Below are 16,556 nucleotides of genomic sequence, written 5' to 3' on the forward strand. Positions count from 1 at the left end.
AGACCCTATATGTTTAATATATTTATCAAAAGACCGGTGATGGCGATTGTGCTGTCACTGATTATTGTCTTTCTTGGATTTTTGTCGATTAGGACGCTACCGACTTCGCAGTTTCCTGACATTGCGCCGCCGCGCGTCATTGTGTCTTTAGCCTACCCAGGTGCGAGTGCCGATGTATTGGTGCAATCATCTTTAATTACGATTGAGCGCGCTATTAACGGTGTGCCTGGCATGAAGTACATCGTGTCAGATGCGACCAGTGCAGGTGAAGCGACAATCCAGGTAATTTTTGGCTTAGGGACTGACCCGAACCAGGCAATGATTAACGTCAAAACGCGTTTGGATCAGGTCATGAGCCGCTTGCCTGAGTTAGTGCAGTTAGAGGGCGTAGTAGTAGAGCGTGTGCAGCCTAGTATGCTGATGTATATCAACTTGTTCAGTAAAGATAAAGATGCTGATGAGAAGTTTTTATACAACTACGCTAACGTCAATCTGATTCCTGAGATACAGCGTGTAAACGGGATTGCCAGCGCGAAGATTCTTGGTAGCCGCCAATATGCGATGCGTATTTGGCTAAACCCGGACAGAATGCGTGCTTATAAAGTCTCGGTTGAAGAAGTGATGAAGGCCATGAACGAGCAGAGCATTATTGGCCGCCCGGGTCGGTTGGGTCAAAGCTCAGGCATTGCAGCACAGTCTAAAGAGTACGTACTGGTTTACCAAGGCCGCTATAACAAGCCTGAACAATATGAAGACATTATTATCCGTGCAAACTCTGATGGCGAAATCTTAAAACTTAAAGATATTGCCAAGGTGGAGTTAGGCAGTGAGTTCTTTGATATTTACTCAAATAAAGATGGCTATCCATCCTCTGCGATTATTTTAAAGCAGAACTACGGCAGTAACGCGAGTGAAGTCATTGAGCAGGTTAAGGAAAAAATGGAGGAGCTAAAAGGCACTTTCCCTGCGGGTATGGAATATGAAATCGACTATGACGTTTCTAAATTCCTAGATGCTTCGATTGAAAAGGTACTACATACGCTGGTTGAGGCGTTTATCTTAGTGGCCTTGGTGGTGTTTATCTTCCTTGGGGATTGGCGCTCTACCTTAATTCCTATCTTGGCGGTGCCGGTATCCTTGATTGGTACGTTCTTCTGCATGCAGATATTTGGCATTACCATTAACCTGATTACCCTGTTCGCGCTGGTGCTGGCGATTGGTATTGTGGTCGATAATGCGATCGTGGTGGTAGAGGCGGTGCATGCCAAAATGGAAGAAAATGCTGAATTAAGCCCATATAAGGCAACTCAGCAAGTATTGGGTGAAATTGGCGGTGCGATTGTAGCGATTACCTTGGTGATGACTGCGGTGTTTGTGCCAGTTGCGTTTATGACCGGGCCTGTGGGCGTGTTTTACCGTCAGTTTTCTATTACCATGGCTGCGTCTATCGTGATTTCTGGTGTGGTTGCGCTATCACTTACACCAGTGTTGTGCGCGATGTTGCTGAAAAATCATCATGGGCACGTTAAAAGAAAAACACCGATTGGCTATTTCATCGATGTATTTAACCACCTGTTTGAGAAACTGACAGGGCGCTACACCAACTTCTTGAGCAAAATCGTTACGCTAAGAGTAGTGACTATTTTAGCCTTGGTAGGTTTTTCTTTTGCGACATTTACTATCAATAAGACCTTACCTGCTGGTTTCATTCCAGGAGAAGATCAGGGGCAAATTTACGCAATTATTCAAACGCCACCGGGCACTACGCTGGAAGCTACCAATAAGGTGGCGCGTGCGTTGCAGGTAGAGGCTAAGAAGATTGAAGGGATTGAGTCTGTATCTGCCTTGGCGGGTTATGAGATTCTGACCGAAGGTCGTGGTTCTAATGCCGGTACTTGTCTGATTAACTTGAAGGATTGGTCAAAACGCGACAAATCTGTGCAGCAAATTATTGAAGAGCTGGAAGAGAAAACCAAAAACTTTGGTGCAATCGTCGAGTTCTTCGAGCCACCTGCGGTACCTGGCTATGGCGCAGCCTCTGGTTTGGCGTTGCGTTTGTTAGATAAAACCAATGGCACGGATTACCACGAGTTTGACAAGATTAATCAGGACTTTATGGCGGAATTAGGTAAGCGTAAAGAACTGACAGGCTTGTTCACGTTTTACGCCGCCAATTATCCACAATATGAGTTAGACATTGATAATAAGGCTGCCATGCAAAAAGGCGTGTCTATTGGTAAGGCAATGGATAACCTCAATATCTTGATTGGTAGTACCTTTGAGCAAGGCTTTATTCGCTTCAATAACTTCTTCCGGGTGTATACGCAGTCAGGCCCAGAGTTCCGTAGATATCCAAGTGATATTTTGAATTATTACGTGAAAAATGAAGAAGGTGAAATGGTGCCTTATTCATCCTTTATGAAAATGAAGAAAATACAAGGGCCAAACGAAATTACCCGTTACAACTTGTATAACTCAGCCACGATTCGTGCAACGCCAGCTAAAGGCTACACCACCGATGATGCGATTAAGGCGGTACAAGAAGTGGCTGCGGCAACCTTGCCACATGGCTATGACATTGGCTGGGAAGGCCTGTCCTTTGATGAAGCTAAACGTGGTAACGAGGCGATGATCATTTTTGCAGTGGTCTTGGTTTTCGTATACATGGTGCTGGCCGCGCAGTATGAAAGCTTCTTGCTCCCGTTAGCCGTGATTCTGTCATTACCGGCGGGTGTGTTTGGTACCTTCTTCCTGCTTAAAACACTGGGCCTTGCCAATGATGTTTATGCGCAGCTGGGGCTGGTGATGCTGGTGGGCTTGCTGGGCAAAAATGCCGTGTTGATTGTGGAGTTTGCGGTACAAAAACATGAGCAAGGTATGTCGATTGCTGAAGCTGCCATTGAAGGCGCAAGAGCGCGTTTCCGCCCAATTCTGATGACGTCGTTTGCATTTATTGCAGGCTTGATTCCATTAGTGGTTGCAACGGGTGCGGGTGCTGTTGGTAACCGTACGATTGGTAGCTCAGCGTTAGGTGGCATGCTGTTCGGTACTGTCTTTGGCGTGATCTTGATTCCTGGCCTCTACTATCTATTTGCAAAAATGGAAGAAGGCAAATCATTGATTAAAAACGAAGAGTTCAAACCTCTTACAGAGCTATATCACTACAATAAAGATGAAGATAAAGATGATGACAAATAAACCTATTTATATTCGATTGGCGGTCGCGGGGGCGTTAGCCCTCTCGATGCAGGCGTGTTCCATCCCTTTATTAACAACTAAAAAGGCGGACACTAAGCTGCCTGAGCAATTTAATAACCAAGCGCAAAGTACCGAAAATACTGCCAATGTGAACTGGAAAGATTTTTTTGACGACGCCTATTTGCCGGGCTTGATAGACACTGCAATTGCCAACAACAAAGAAGTGAATATCATGGCCCAGCGCATCAGCATGGCCAAAAATGAGATTCAGGCACGACGTGGTGAGTATCTGCCATTCGTGAGCTTCGGCGCGGGTGCAGAAGTTGAGAAGGTTGGCCGCTTTACGCGAAATGGCGCGGTAGAGGAAAGTCTGGAAATCAAAGAGGGCAAGGCCTTTCCGGACCCTTTGCCTAATTATCAATTTGGTTTGTATTCCTCTTGGGAGTTAGACGTTTGGAAGAAACTGAGAAACGCCACAAAAGTTGCCGGCATGGAATACATGGCCTCGATAGAGGGCAAAAATTTCTTAGTAACTAACTTGGTTGCGGAAATTGCCAATGCTTATTATGAGCTGATCGCGCTAGATAATCAGCTGGATAACTTAGAGCAGAATATTAAGATCCAGCAGAATGCGCTAGAAGTGACCAAAGAGCTTAAAAAGTACGCTAGAGCAACCTCGCTGGCGGTGAAGCGCTTTGAAGCGGAAGTGAAGAAAAACCAAAGTAGACAGTACGTGATTAAACAGCAGCAAGTTGAGCTGGAGAATCGCATTAACTTCTTACTCGGTAGAACGCCACAGCCGATTCAAAGAGCAAGTGCAGGCTTTATGGAGATTAAGCCTAAGATGATTCAGGCCGGTGTGCCTGCACAGCTGTTGGAAAATCGTCCTGATATCAGAAAGGCTGAGCTGGAATTAGCGGCGGCCGATTTGAATATTCAAGTGGCGAAGGCTAATTTCTACCCTTCATTCGCGATACGCGCTGGGGTTGGCTTCCAGGCATTCAACCCTAGGTATCTGCTCAATACGCCAGAGTCTTTAATGTACACCTTGGCGGGCGATATGATGGCGCCATTAGTGAATCGTAATGCCATTACAGCCGTGTATAAAAATGCAAATGCAACGCAAATACAGGCTGCTTATGATTATGAGAAGACCATTATTAATGCCTATGGTGAGGTCGCTAACCAGCTGTCTAATATTGATAATTTAGAGAAAAATTATCAACTTAAAACGACACAGGTTCAAGCTTTAACCGAGTCTGTGGATGTGGCGAATCAGCTCTTTAAATCTGCCCGAGCAGAGTATTTAGAGATTTTGTTAACCCAGCGTGAAGCGTTGGAAGCAAAAAGTGAGCTGATTGAAACCAAGCAGAAGCAGATTAGTGCAATGGTGAATTTATACCGAGCACTAGGCGGCGGCTGGAAGTAACTCGCAATTAACACTTAGCATGATGTATGGCGCTTTAATGGCATTGCATCATGCTAACCAACTCCCCTGCACGATAAGCTATTGTGATTGATTTAGCGCTACCTGCATTCGGGTTGATGACCAATATTAAAAATTAGGAGTATTCATGAAGTTATTCGCATTATTTATTTATGCTTTTTGTCTTGCTGTTAGTGTTAATGCAAGTGCGGATGAAGCTAAAGATCAAACCAGCACGGCACAAGTACAGCAGGCTAATATGCAAGTGGCAGATACAAAGAAAGTAAGCACCAATCAAGCCGTGGATGATGAGGCATCGCATCAACACGATGCGTTAAGAACCCAGTTTTTGGGTAAGAGGCCATACATGGAGATCAAGGCTAAGTAAGCCCTATAAGCCATAGGCTAGCGATAGTGTGATAATGCAAGTGCTGTCAGTTTAATAGGGTCTGTGCAACAGGTTGCTGAATAATCGTTTGCTTGTGGTTAGGCTTATACTGAACTAATGCCTGCATGTGATTAGGTATAAAAAAAGGGGCGCATTTGCGCCCCTTTGCTTTACAACTATGTACTACTAGTTGTGATATGCACGCTCACCGTGTTGGCTTGTATCTAAGCCTTCACGTTCAGCTTCTTCGCTTACACGTAAGCCAATCAGCACATCTACAATTTTGAAAGCAATGAATGAAACCACTGCTGATAACACGATTGCAGTGATTACTGCATAAACTTGAGCAGTCATTTGTGCGCCAAAGTCGTAAGCTGCTACGCCATTTGCTACATAATCAACCACACCTGCACCACCTAGTGCTGGGTTAACGAACACGCCAGTTGCTAATGCACCGAATACGCCACCAATTGCGTGGATACCAAATACATCTAATGCGTCATCGTAACCAAGTACGTATTTCACTTTAGCTACCATGAAGTAGCAGATTGGTGATACTAACAAGCCAATCACGATTGCACCCATTGGGCCTACGAAGCCACAAGCTGGTGTAATTGCTACTAAACCTGCTACCGCACCAGATACTGCACCCAACATTGATGGTTTGCTTTTCAGCATCCACTCAGAGAATGTCCAAGACAATGTAGCTGCACCAGTTGCGATAAATGTGTTTACTAAAGCAAGTGCTGCATAACCGTTAGCTTCAAGGTTAGAACCTGCGTTGAAACCAAACCAGCCCACCCATAGTAATGCTGCACCAACCATAGTTAAGGTTAGGCTATGTGGAGTCATCGCTTCTTTACCGTAACCGATACGTTTACCAACCATGATGGCACCCACTAAACCAGCAACACCAGCGTTGATATGCACTACTGTACCGCCTGCAAAGTCTAGTGCACCTTTAGCCCATAACCAGCCTGCGTTAGCTACTACAGTTTCAAGTGAAGCTGCATCAGTAATCGCATCAGGACCATCCCAGTACCAAACCATATGTGCTAGTGGCAAGTAAGCAAATGTGAACCATAGCACCATGAATGCCAAGATTGCAGAGAACTTCATGCGCTCAGCAAATGCACCAACGATCAATGCTGGCGTAATCGCTGCAAAAGTTAATTGGAAAGCAACGAATACTAATTCAGGAATGTAAGTACCTTTGCTGAATGTCGCGCCTAATGAATCAGGGGTGACGCCAGCTAAGAATGCTTTGCTTAAGCCGCCAAAGTACGGGCTACCACCTGTAAATGCAACGCTGTAACCATAAATTGCCCATAACACGCCCATGAGCGAGAAAATCATGAATACTTGCATGAGTACAGACAGCATATTTTTTTGACGAACCAAGCCACCATAGAATAATGCCAAACCAGGAATTACCATTAAGCTAACCAGTACGGTTGCCATTAACATCCATGCTGTATCACCTTTGTTTGGTACTGGTGCAGGCGCAGCTGCCGGAGCAACTTCTGTCGCAGCAGGTGCAACTGCAGCAGCAGCTGCTTCGGCAGCTGGCGCAACCGCGGTCGCGGCTTCAGCCACTGGCGCAGCGTCTTCTGCGTATGTGTTACCTGTGAAGCCGAAACCCAACATGGTAACTAACGCAAACATCGAGAGTAGTTTCTTCATTATTGATCCCCTTATAGAGCTTCTACACCGGTTTCACCGGTACGAATGCGGTAGACTTCTTCTAGATTAAAGATAAAAATCTTACCGTCGCCAATCTTACCTGTCGCTGCAGATTTTTCAATCGCATCTACTACTTGGTCTAGTAACTCATCTTTAATCGCTACTTCTAGTTTAACTTTTGGTAAAAAGTCTACTACGTATTCAGCGCCACGGTACAGCTCTGTGTGGCCTTTTTGGCGTCCAAAACCCTTCACTTCGGTTACAGTGATGCCCTGTACACCGATAATTGAAAGTGCCTCGCGCACTTCGTCAAGCTTAAACGGCTTGATAATTGCGGATACAAATTTCATGTATGTCTCCTTTAGTTGTTAAGAACAATAACGGGCGCTGCGCCCGTTATTCTACTGAAAAATTTAGAACGTGCGACCGATAGTAACAATAAGTCTGTCGTCATTTAGGTTTTTGCTAGCAGCTTTGGTAGTTGTACCTTTACCATTAAAACTTGTGCCACCGTAACCGTTTGCACCCCAGTATCTATCATTATCATTGCCAACATAATAAACGCCTGCATTCCAGCCCTCAGAGTTAGCAATCTTGAATGCTTTACTTAAACCAACTTTCCAGTCTGTGTAGTCAGGATTAGTTTCGTTAGTAATTGATGTACTAGCGCTATTTGGGAAACTTAAATTAAGTTTTCCAGCTACATTTAAGTGACCAACGTGACCAACCAAGGTTAGGCCTTCCCATGGCAATGGGTAAGCAGCGTTCAACTCAAGATAAGTTGTACCGCTAGTGCCGCCATCCCAACCAGTTTTCTTTTCAGCGCCATACCAGTCGCCTAGTGTTACTGATGCTTTAGCACTTAGCCATTTGTATGACAAACCAAAGTTAGCTTCATAGGTATCCCAGCGACCACCACGTGGTGTTAGTGGAATTTGATTGCCAGAGCCATCTACAGCAGTTGAGCCTCTGTACTTTTTCCAGCTACCGCCCGGATAAAAGTAACCAATAGCACCCACGGTGTAGCCTAAGCCTTCAATAGCAGGAATAGTACCGTTGTAGCCAGCGTATGCGTCTAGTTCAACATTTGCGTCTGGGTAAGTGTTTGGTGATACATTTGAACCCCATGCACCAGCATAAAAGCCGCTTGAGTGAGTTACATCAATACCTGCTTGAGCAGCAGGTTTGTGCCAGCTTTGTGAAACACCACGTGCGTAGTAGTCTGATACAAAGCCAACATTTGTTGTTAACGCCCAGTCAGATGCTGGTGCTTTAGCTGTTGTTTCTGCAGGTTCTTCTGCCGCTGATACGAACGAAGGTAGGGCGAGAGTGCTTAAAACAGCTAGTGTTAGTATTGATTTACGCATGCTATTAACTCCAAGTTAAAAAAAGGTTATCTAAAAATTCTACGATTTTGATTAAGCAATTGCCGTGCCAATAATAAAAGTGTTTAAAATCAATGTGATATTGAATTGTATGATTGTTGCGTTTATGTAATGCTGATAAATAATCTGCTAAACTAGACTTTATTAATAAGGAATTTAATATGTTGGACACACATAAAATTAACGAAATATCTAATAAAATCAAAGAGGTAATGTCAACATCACCTTTGGCTGATGTTGAAAAAAACCTAAATGCACTATTAAAGGGCGCATTCACCAAAATGGAGCTTGTGACACGCGAAGAGTTTGAAGTGCAGGCAGAGGTGCTGCGTCATACGCGCGAAAAGCTAGAGGCGCTAGAGGCCAGGCTGGCTGAGTTGGAAGGGAAGTAAGCCGTATGAGCTTAGCCGTCTTGTATAGTCGTGCGCTTACCGGCATGGACGCACCACAGGTGGTGGTGGAAGTGCATCTGGCCAATGGCTTGCCTAGCTTTACCATCGTGGGCTTACCCGAAGCGGAGGTGAAAGAGAGTAAAGACCGCGTGCGAGCGGCCTTACAAACGGCTCAGTTTGAGTTTCCTGCACGACGCATTACGGTGAATTTGGCTCCTGCAGATTTGCCCAAAGAGAGCGGGCGTTACGATTTACCTATCGCGCTGGGCATACTGGCGGCCAGCGGCCAGATTCCAGCAACTGCTTTATCTCAATACGAGTTCGCAGGTGAGCTGGCGTTAACCGGTGAATTGCGCCCGGTGCGCGGTGCGTTAGCCATGACTTATAAGTCTTATCAAAGTGGGCGCGCCTTTATTTTGCCTACCGAAAGTGCACTAGAGGCAGCATTGGTAAACGATGCAGTCATATACCCCGCAAAAAATTTGCTAGAAGTGTGCGCGCATTTAAGCGGACGCACACTATTGGTGCAACTGGATGCGCAGCGCCAAGCGCAACCGATTATTTATCCTGACTTTAGTGAGGTGAAGGGGCAGTCCGGTCCTAAGCGTGCGTTGGAGATTGCTGCGGCTGGTGGTCATAGTGTGATTATGAGCGGCCCGCCCGGCACCGGTAAGAGTATGCTGGCAAGTCGCTTTGTTGGCATACTGCCCAGCATGGCAGAAGATGAGGCGCTCGAATCAGCCGCACTACAGTCGCTTAATGGTCAATATAAAGTGGAGCATTGGAAGCGGCGGCCATTTAGATCTCCGCATCACACTGCTTCTGGCGTAGCGTTGGTGGGCGGCGGCGGTGTTCCTCGCCCTGGTGAAATTTCATTAGCGCATCGCGGGGTTTTGTTTTTAGATGAGCTACCTGAGTTTGACCGTAAAGTATTAGAGGTGTTACGCGAGCCTTTGGAAAGTGGGCATATCACCATTTCGCGCGCCGCACGTCAGGCAGATTTTCCTGCACAGTTTCAGTTAATCGCTGCCATGAACCCCTGCCCTTGCGGGTATTTGGGGCATTTCAACAATAAATGCCGTTGTACGCCGGATCAGGTGGCGCGTTATAAAGGCAAAATTTCCGGCCCATTGCTAGATAGGATTGATTTGCATATAGAAGTGGCTGCGTTAAAAGAGGACGAGCTCACCAAGGCTGCCAATGCTGAAAGTAGTGATGCTATTCGTAACCGCGTTGAGAAAGCGCGCGATGCGCAATTGCGCCGCCAAGGTAAGGCGAACTTTGCACTTGGCAGTGCGGAAATAGAGTTGCACTGCGCGCTTGATGCGACAGGTTTAGCATTATTAAAAACTGCGATATCACGCCTTAATTTATCCGCACGCGCTTATCACCGTATTTTAAAAGTGGCACGCAGTATTGCCGATTTAGCAGGTGATACTGATATCAAATCTAGCCATATCGCAGAGGCTGTGCAATATAGACGTGGTGAAGCATAGAGCAGTATTCGAACTCGCCCCACTATAGCGTTAGATAGTATAGAACTAGCTACAGCAACCTGATACTTGCATGATAAAATTGAGAAAATTTTAACGACTGATTTTCATGGCTCAATTAACAACTTCCCCGATAGAAACCCAATTACGCGCTTTGCTGGCGCAGCGCATCCTGATTTTAGATGGTGCGATGGGAACCATGATTCAGCAATATAAGCTGACGGAAGCCGACTATCGTGGTGAGCGCTTTGCCGATTTTAAAGCACCTGAAGGTGAGCGCGAGTTGTTTGTAAAAGGCAATAACGAATTATTGACCTTAACTCAGCCTGACATTATTCAGGAGATTCACGAAAAATACCTAGCAGCTGGTGCAGATATCATAGAAACCAACACGTTTGGTGCCACAGCTGTTGCACAAGATGACTACCATATGGCGCATCTGGTATATGAAATGAACGTAGAGGCAGCCAAACTAGCGAAAGCCGCTTGCGCCAAATACAGCACACCAGACAAGCCGCGTTTTGTGGCTGGCGCATTAGGCCCCACCCCTAAAACGGCCTCTATCTCACCTGACGTGAATGACCCTGCTGCTCGTAACGTGAATTTTGATCAGTTAGTAAATGCTTACTTGGAGCAAACGCGTGCGCTAGTAGAGGGTGGAGCGGACATCTTAATGGTAGAAACCATTTTTGATACGCTGAACTGTAAAGCCGCATTGTTCGCGATTGATGCCTATTTTGAAGAAGTGGGACATACCCTACCTATTATGATTTCCGGTACGGTGACCGATGCTTCGGGCCGTATTTTATCTGGGCAAACGGTTACCGCCTTCTGGCACTCTGTACGTCATGCCAAGCCGCTTACTATCGGCTTAAACTGTGCATTGGGTGCTACCTTGATGCGCCCTTATGTAGAAGAGCTGTCTTCGATCGCAGATACTTTCGTGTGTATCTACCCTAATGCGGGCTTGCCCAACCCAATGTCTGACACTGGCTTTGATGAAACGCCTGACGTCACCTCAAGCTTGGTAAAAGAGTTTGCACTCAGTAATTTTTTGAACATTGCAGGCGGTTGCTGCGGCACTACGCCAGCGCATATCAATGCCATTTATAACGAAATTAAAGACTTACCGCCACGCCAGCTTCCGGTATTGCCACGCACCTTGAAGTTGTCTGGCCTAGAGCCGTTTGTGGTTGATGACGATTCGCTATTTGTGAACGTAGGTGAGCGTACCAACGTGACCGGTTCTAAAGCGTTTGCACGCTTGATTATCAACGAGCAATACGATGAAGCGCTGACCGTAGCGCGCCAGCAGGTTGAGAATGGCGCACAGGTGATTGATATCAACATGGACGAAGGCATGTTGGACGCTATCAAGGCCATGACACATTTCCTGAACTTAGTGGCGTCAGAGCCGGATATCGCACGCGTGCCGATTATGATCGACTCCAGTAAGTGGTCAGTGATTGAGGCGGGCTTAAAGTGCGTGCAAGGTAAAGCCGTCGTTAACTCGATTTCCATGAAGGAAGGCGAAGAAGAGTTCATCCGTCAGGCGATGTTATGTAAGCGCTATGGCGCCGCGGCGATTGTGATGGCATTCGACGAAAAAGGTCAGGCCGATACCTTTGAACGCAAGGTTGAGATTTGCAAGCGCGCCTATGATTTGCTGGTAAAAGAGCTAGATTTTCCGCCGGAAGATATTATTTTCGACCCGAATATTTTCGCGATTGCAACGGGTATCGAGGAACATAACAACTATGCCGTTGATTTTATCAACGCTACCCACTGGATTAAGCAGCACCTGCCTTACGCCAAGATTTCCGGTGGTGTATCCAACGTGAGCTTCAGCTTTAGGGGTAACGACCCTGCGCGTGAAGCGATTCACACCGTGTTTTTATACCACGCCATTAAGGCAGGCATGACTATGGGGATTGTTAACGCCGGCATGATGGGCGTATATGACGACTTGCCAGCCGAACTTAAAGAGCGCGTGGAGGATGTGGTACTTAACCGTGTGGTTGACCCAAATAATCCATTAGCTGCTACCGAGCGCATGATTGAGATAGCCAGCACTTTAGTGGCTGGCGGCAAAAAGGAGGCGGCGACGCTAGAATGGCGTGGTACGCCAGAAAATCCGGTACCGGTTGAAAAGCGCCTGAGTCACGCCATGGTGCATGGCATCACCGAATTTATCGTAGAAGATACCGAAGAAGCACGGCAAAAAGTCGCCGAGGCTGGCGGCAGGCCGATTCATGTGATTGAAGGCCCGCTCATGGATGGTATGAACGTGGTGGGTGATTTGTTCGGCCAAGGTAAGATGTTCTTGCCGCAGGTGGTGAAGTCTGCGCGCGTGATGAAGCAGGCTGTAGCACACCTTATCCCTTTTATTGAAGCGGAAAAAGCTGCCGACGAAGCACGTACCGGCATCGTAGCTAAACCTAAAGGCAAAATGGTGATTGCGACGGTAAAAGGCGACGTGCACGATATCGGCAAAAACATCGTTTCCGTCGTGCTGCAATGTAATAACTTTGAAGTGGTAAACATGGGCGTGATGGTGCCTGCCTCTGAGATTCTAGCCATGGCCAAAGCCGAGAATGCTGATATTATCGGCTTGTCAGGCTTGATAACTCCTTCACTCGAGGAAATGGCGCATGTAGCACGTGAAATGCAGCGCGACCCGTATTTCAAAGAACAGAAAATGCCATTGTTAATTGGCGGTGCCACTACTTCACGTGCGCATACTGCAGTGAAAATTGCACCGCATTATGATGGCCCAATTGTATATGTAGCAGATGCTTCACGTTCTGTGACGGTAATGCAGAACTTACTCACCCCAGAAACGCGTGGCGCTTATTTGGCCGAGATTCAGGCTGATTATGAAAAAGCCCGCACCCAGCATGCCAATAAAAAAGGCACGCCGATGCTCACCATCGCCGAGGCGCGTGCCAATAAGGCAGATCTCTCGTTTGCGGGTGAGGATGCGCCAGTTAAGCCTAAGTTTATCGGCCGCCGTGAGATTAAAAATGCAGACTTGAGCATCATTGCTCAATACATTGATTGGACGCCATTCTTCCAGACTTGGGATTTGGCAGGCTTCTACCCTGCTATTTTAAAGGATGAGGTAGTGGGCGATGCGGCCACTAAGTTGTTCAATGAAGCGCAAGTGATGCTGAAAAAAATCATCGACGGCCGTTGGCTCACCGCCAATGGTGTGGTCGCCTTGCACCCAGCTAACCGCGTGCATGATGATGATATTGAAATCTATACCGATGAAACGCGTGAGCAAGTGGCATTTACCTATTACGGTATGCGCCAGCAAACCGTGAAACCGGTGATTGACGGCATCGCACGTCCTAACCAGTGTTTGGCTGATTTCATCGCACCTAAAGGTACACCGGACTACATCGGCTTGTTCGCCGTGACGGCTGGCTTAGGTATCGAAAAGCACGAGAAAAAGTTTGAAGATGCACATGACGACTATAGCAGCATCATGCTCAAAGCCTTGGCTGATAGGCTCGCTGAGGCGTTTGCCGAATATATGCATGAGCGCGTCCGTGTAGATTTCTGGGGCTATGCGCCGAATGAAAACATCAGCAAAGAAGGCTTGATTAAAGAGCAATACCAAGGCATTCGTCCTGCACCTGGCTACCCTGCTTGCCCTGATCATACGGTTAAACCAGATATGTTTAAGTTGCTGCAAGCGGAGACTATTGGCATGGCATTGACCGAATCCTTTGCCATGTCACCTGGTGCTGCTGTATCAGGCTTCTATTTTGCACATCCTGAAAGTAAATATTTCAGTGTAGATAAAATTGGCGCAGACCAATTGGAAGATATGGCAAAGCGTAGAGGGCTAACTAAAGACTATTTAGAACGCTGGCTAGCGCCTAACTTAGCGTAAGTGGATATGGAAAATCTTCTTTTTCTATTAATTGTTATGACTGTTGCTGCTTTACCTGTGATTTTGCCTTTTATCTTTATGGAAATGACAGCGGAGAAAAAGCATCCTGTCAGTGATAAAAGGCGTAAGTTCGCAAGGTTATTAGGCTGGGTCTTGGGTTTAAGCTTATTAGCATTTTTCGCGTATCTCTTCTTTAATAATGGAGGAGAGCGTACGCACCGTTTAGTAAATGGGGCTGTTCAGCTCTTACAATTTTTAATCGATTTTTTGAAATAACTTTATGCACATTCATATATTAGGTATTTGCGGTACATTCATGGGCGGCATTGCGGTGCTGGCTAAAGCCGCAGGGCATAAAGTCACAGGTTGTGACGCCAATGTTTACCCGCCAATGAGCACGCAGCTAGAGGCGCAAGGGGTAGAGTTGATTGAGGGCTTCGACCCATCGCAAACCTCACTTAATCCAGATATTTATGTGATTGGTAATGTGGTGTCGCGTGGCAATCCCTTAATGGAAGCGATTCTAAATCAAGGGTTGCCATATATTTCAGGGCCGCAGTGGCTGGCAGAAAATGTGCTACAAGGTAAATGGGTACTTGCGGTGGCCGGTACGCATGGCAAAACCACCACCAGCTCAATGTTGGCGTGGATATTGGAGTACGCAGGTTTGGCACCAGGTTTCTTAATTGGTGGAGTACCTGAAAACTTCTCAGTGTCAGCGCGTCTGCCACAAGTGCCGGCACAAGATAAAAACAGTGTATCGCCATTTTTCGTGATTGAGGCGGACGAATACGACACCGCCTTTTTTGATAAGCGCTCCAAGTTTGTGCACTACCGCCCGCGTACTGCGGTGTTGAATAATCTTGAGTTTGACCATGCCGATATTTTTGAAGATTTGAATGCGATTGAAAAACAGTTTCATCACTTGGTGAGAACTGTACCGCAGCAGGGTTTGGTGGTGGCCAATGGCAAAGAAGCTAGCTTGCAACGCGTGCTGGATAAAGGTTGTTGGACACCTGTAGAGAAGTTTGGCACAGATGACGACTGGCAAGCCATCAACGCCCAAGGCGACGGTAGCTTTGACGTCATCTACAAAGGTCAAATGCAAGGGCATGTGGCGTGGGGTTTGTTAGGTGAGCACAATCGTATGAATGCGTTGGCAAGCATTGCAGCAGCGCGCCATGCAGGGGTTGCTGTTGATGTAAGCATTGCTGCGTTGACCGAGTTTAAGAACGTAAAGCGCCGCATGGAAGTGCGCGGTGAGAGCCGTGGTGTGGTGGTGTATGATGATTTTGCCCATCATCCAACAGCCATTGAAACTACGATAGCTGGCTTGCGTGCCAAAGTAGGTTCAGCTCGCATCCTGGCAGTATTAGAGCCACGTTCTAATACTATGAAGCTGGGTGTGATGAAGAGCGCATTACCTGCCAGCCTAAAAGAGGCAGACTTAGTGTTTTGTTACCAAGCTAATTTGGGTTGGGATGCTGGTGCGGCGCTTGCACCTATTGCCAGTAAAACTCAAGTGCATGATGACCTGACGCAGTTGATTCTTGCGATTAAGCAAGTAGCGGTTGCGGGGGACCATGTGTTGATTATGAGTAATGGTGGTTTTGGCGGCATCCATCAGAAATTGCTCGACGCGTTAAAAGAAGTGTAAACATTTGAGCAAGCAGCCCGCAAAAACAGCGCTAAACCCATTGGCATCACTCATTGTAAAAATTAAAACAATGCGTGTGATGACCATTGCGCTTAGCATCTCTTTGCTGGTGCATTTGGTGATTCTCAGTATCCATTTTGAGCCTGAACTTAAAAAGTTTCGTGATAAATTGCCAGTACTTGAGGTGATGTTGGTAAATACAAAAACCAAGTCAAAACCACAAAATACCGAGGTTTATGCTCAAGCCAACTTGGATCGTGGCGGCAATACGGATTTAGACCGCCAGATGAAGACTGCATTGCCTGCATTTAAACAGCAGCAGGCTGATGTCACGCTTAAGCCTGTGGTCAATGCAAAACAAGCAGCTAAATTGGCAGAGCAGCCAACAGAAGAGAAGCAATCGAAGAAAAATGTTGCTGCGCTAGAAAAGCAGGCGCAGGCATTGATGACCCAGCTAGAAGCTACCCATAAGGTCGAATCTCAACCGGTACAAAAGGTGAATGCCACCGAGTCTGAGACAGCGCCTCAAGAGCATTTGAGTAAAAAGGTTAATATTCAGGATATTACTGCCGCCGCGCTGGAAATGGACCGCTTGGAGGCCTTGATTGCCAAGCAGCAGGATGAGTACCAAAAACGACCTAAGCGCAAATTTGTCGGTGGCCGGGCGCAGGAGTATCGCTATGCACTATACGTGGAAGCCTGGCGACAAAAAGTAGAGAAGATTGGTAATCTTAACTATCCGGAAGCCGCAAAAAACCTAAAGCTGTATGGCCAGCTGCAAATGACAGTTTCGATTAAGGCCGATGGCAGCATTGAATCTATAGAAATCAACCGCAGTTCAGGGCATAAGGTTCTGGATGCTGCGGCAAGGCATATTGTTGAGCTAGGGGCGCCCTACGCTAGGTTTCCCGATGATGTGCGCAAAGAGATCGATGTGCTGAGCATCACCAGAACATGGACCTTTACCAAAGAAGAGAGCTTGGCTACCGAGTAAGCCTTTATCTTTCTTAATTTCTGTTATTTTCACTTGTAG

Annotated in this window: 12 protein-coding genes; 9 read left to right on the forward strand and 3 right to left on the reverse strand. The window is 46.7% G+C overall.

Annotated features, from left to right (window positions below; translation table 11 throughout):
- The first annotated feature begins 9 nt into the window (after positions 1 to 9).
- The 3 genes from C3Y98_RS02990 to C3Y98_RS03000 all read left to right on the forward strand — a co-directional run bounded on the left by C3Y98_RS02990 (position 10) and on the right by C3Y98_RS03000 (position 5,012).
- Positions 10 to 3,198, forward strand: a complete 3,189-nt coding sequence (locus C3Y98_RS02990) for an efflux RND transporter permease subunit (RefSeq protein WP_135276627.1) — start codon at positions 10 to 12, stop codon at positions 3,196 to 3,198.
- Positions 3,188 to 4,627: a TolC family protein gene (locus C3Y98_RS02995; RefSeq protein ID WP_135276715.1), complete on the forward strand. Its 1,440-nt coding sequence runs from the start codon at positions 3,188 to 3,190 to the stop codon at positions 4,625 to 4,627. The genes C3Y98_RS02990 and C3Y98_RS02995 overlap by 11 nt, the downstream gene beginning before the upstream one ends.
- 145 nt (positions 4,628 to 4,772) lie before the next feature.
- Complete coding sequence (locus tag C3Y98_RS03000; RefSeq protein ID WP_135276628.1) at positions 4,773 to 5,012, forward strand: hypothetical protein; 240 nt, start codon at positions 4,773 to 4,775, stop codon at positions 5,010 to 5,012.
- A gap of 186 nt (positions 5,013 to 5,198) precedes the next feature.
- Here the strand turns inward: C3Y98_RS03000 and C3Y98_RS03005 are convergent, their stop codons facing one another.
- From C3Y98_RS03005 to C3Y98_RS03015, 3 genes are all read right to left on the reverse strand, one after another.
- On the reverse strand, positions 5,199 to 6,695 hold the full coding sequence (locus C3Y98_RS03005; protein ID WP_135276629.1) for an ammonium transporter: 1,497 nt from the start codon (positions 6,693 to 6,695) through the stop codon (positions 5,199 to 5,201).
- A gap of 11 nt (positions 6,696 to 6,706) precedes the next feature.
- Positions 6,707 to 7,045 (reverse strand): P-II family nitrogen regulator, encoded by a 339-nt coding sequence (locus tag C3Y98_RS03010; RefSeq protein ID WP_015833227.1) that lies wholly within the window; start codon positions 7,043 to 7,045, stop codon positions 6,707 to 6,709.
- A gap of 63 nt (positions 7,046 to 7,108) precedes the next feature.
- Positions 7,109 to 8,062 carry a TorF family putative porin gene (locus tag C3Y98_RS03015; RefSeq protein WP_135276630.1) on the reverse strand — a complete coding sequence of 318 codons (954 nt, stop codon included), beginning with the start codon at positions 8,060 to 8,062 and terminating at the stop codon, positions 7,109 to 7,111.
- Between the two features lie 179 nt (positions 8,063 to 8,241).
- Here C3Y98_RS03015 and C3Y98_RS03020 point away from each other — a divergent pair, with 179 nt between their 5' ends.
- The 6 genes from C3Y98_RS03020 to C3Y98_RS03045 all read left to right on the forward strand — a co-directional run bounded on the left by C3Y98_RS03020 (position 8,242) and on the right by C3Y98_RS03045 (position 16,517).
- Positions 8,242 to 8,472, forward strand: a complete 231-nt coding sequence (locus tag C3Y98_RS03020; protein ID WP_135276631.1) for an accessory factor UbiK family protein — start codon at positions 8,242 to 8,244, stop codon at positions 8,470 to 8,472.
- Between the two features lie 5 nt (positions 8,473 to 8,477).
- Positions 8,478 to 9,968, forward strand: a complete 1,491-nt coding sequence (locus C3Y98_RS03025) for a YifB family Mg chelatase-like AAA ATPase (RefSeq protein WP_135276632.1) — start codon at positions 8,478 to 8,480, stop codon at positions 9,966 to 9,968.
- 106 nt (positions 9,969 to 10,074) lie between these two features.
- On the forward strand, positions 10,075 to 13,866 hold the full coding sequence (metH, locus tag C3Y98_RS03030; RefSeq protein ID WP_135276633.1) for a methionine synthase: 3,792 nt from the start codon (positions 10,075 to 10,077) through the stop codon (positions 13,864 to 13,866).
- Between the two features lie 6 nt (positions 13,867 to 13,872).
- A complete protein-coding gene (locus C3Y98_RS03035) occupies positions 13,873 to 14,142 on the forward strand; it encodes a hypothetical protein (protein WP_135276634.1) in 270 nt (89 codons plus the stop codon).
- A gap of 4 nt (positions 14,143 to 14,146) precedes the next feature.
- The gene (gene mpl / locus C3Y98_RS03040) at positions 14,147 to 15,523 is read left to right on the forward strand and encodes a UDP-N-acetylmuramate:L-alanyl-gamma-D-glutamyl-meso-diaminopimelate ligase (protein WP_135276635.1); all 1,377 of its coding nucleotides are present in this window, start codon (positions 14,147 to 14,149) and stop codon (positions 15,521 to 15,523) included.
- 4 nt (positions 15,524 to 15,527) lie between these two features.
- Positions 15,528 to 16,517, forward strand: a complete 990-nt coding sequence (locus C3Y98_RS03045; protein ID WP_245234300.1) for an energy transducer TonB — start codon at positions 15,528 to 15,530, stop codon at positions 16,515 to 16,517.
- Positions 16,518 to 16,556: the final 39 nt, after the last annotated feature.

Origin of the sequence: Methylotenera oryzisoli (assembly GCF_004661485.1) — a bacterium.
In the GTDB taxonomy this organism is placed as follows: domain Bacteria; phylum Pseudomonadota; class Gammaproteobacteria; order Burkholderiales; family Methylophilaceae; genus Methylotenera; species Methylotenera oryzisoli.

What these genes read in the sequence shown, in the direction of transcription:
- C3Y98_RS02990 (WP_135276627.1), top strand. Translation starts at nt 10, where the DNA reads ATGTTTAATATATTTATCAAAAGACCGGTGATGGCGATTGTGCTGTCA.
- C3Y98_RS02995 (WP_135276715.1), top strand. Translation starts at nt 3,188, where the DNA reads ATGACAAATAAACCTATTTATATTCGATTGGCGGTCGCGGGGGCGTTA.
- C3Y98_RS03000 (WP_135276628.1), top strand. Translation starts at nt 4,773, where the DNA reads ATGAAGTTATTCGCATTATTTATTTATGCTTTTTGTCTTGCTGTTAGT.
- C3Y98_RS03005 (WP_135276629.1), bottom strand. Translation starts at nt 6,695, where the DNA reads ATGAAGAAACTACTCTCGATGTTTGCGTTAGTTACCATGTTGGGTTTC.
- C3Y98_RS03010 (WP_015833227.1), bottom strand. Translation starts at nt 7,045, where the DNA reads ATGAAATTTGTATCCGCAATTATCAAGCCGTTTAAGCTTGACGAAGTG.
- C3Y98_RS03015 (WP_135276630.1), bottom strand. Translation starts at nt 8,062, where the DNA reads ATGCGTAAATCAATACTAACACTAGCTGTTTTAAGCACTCTCGCCCTA.
- C3Y98_RS03020 (WP_135276631.1), top strand. Translation starts at nt 8,242, where the DNA reads ATGTTGGACACACATAAAATTAACGAAATATCTAATAAAATCAAAGAG.
- C3Y98_RS03025 (WP_135276632.1), top strand. Translation starts at nt 8,478, where the DNA reads ATGAGCTTAGCCGTCTTGTATAGTCGTGCGCTTACCGGCATGGACGCA.
- metH (WP_135276633.1), top strand. Translation starts at nt 10,075, where the DNA reads ATGGCTCAATTAACAACTTCCCCGATAGAAACCCAATTACGCGCTTTG.
- C3Y98_RS03035 (WP_135276634.1), top strand. Translation starts at nt 13,873, where the DNA reads ATGGAAAATCTTCTTTTTCTATTAATTGTTATGACTGTTGCTGCTTTA.
- mpl (WP_135276635.1), top strand. Translation starts at nt 14,147, where the DNA reads ATGCACATTCATATATTAGGTATTTGCGGTACATTCATGGGCGGCATT.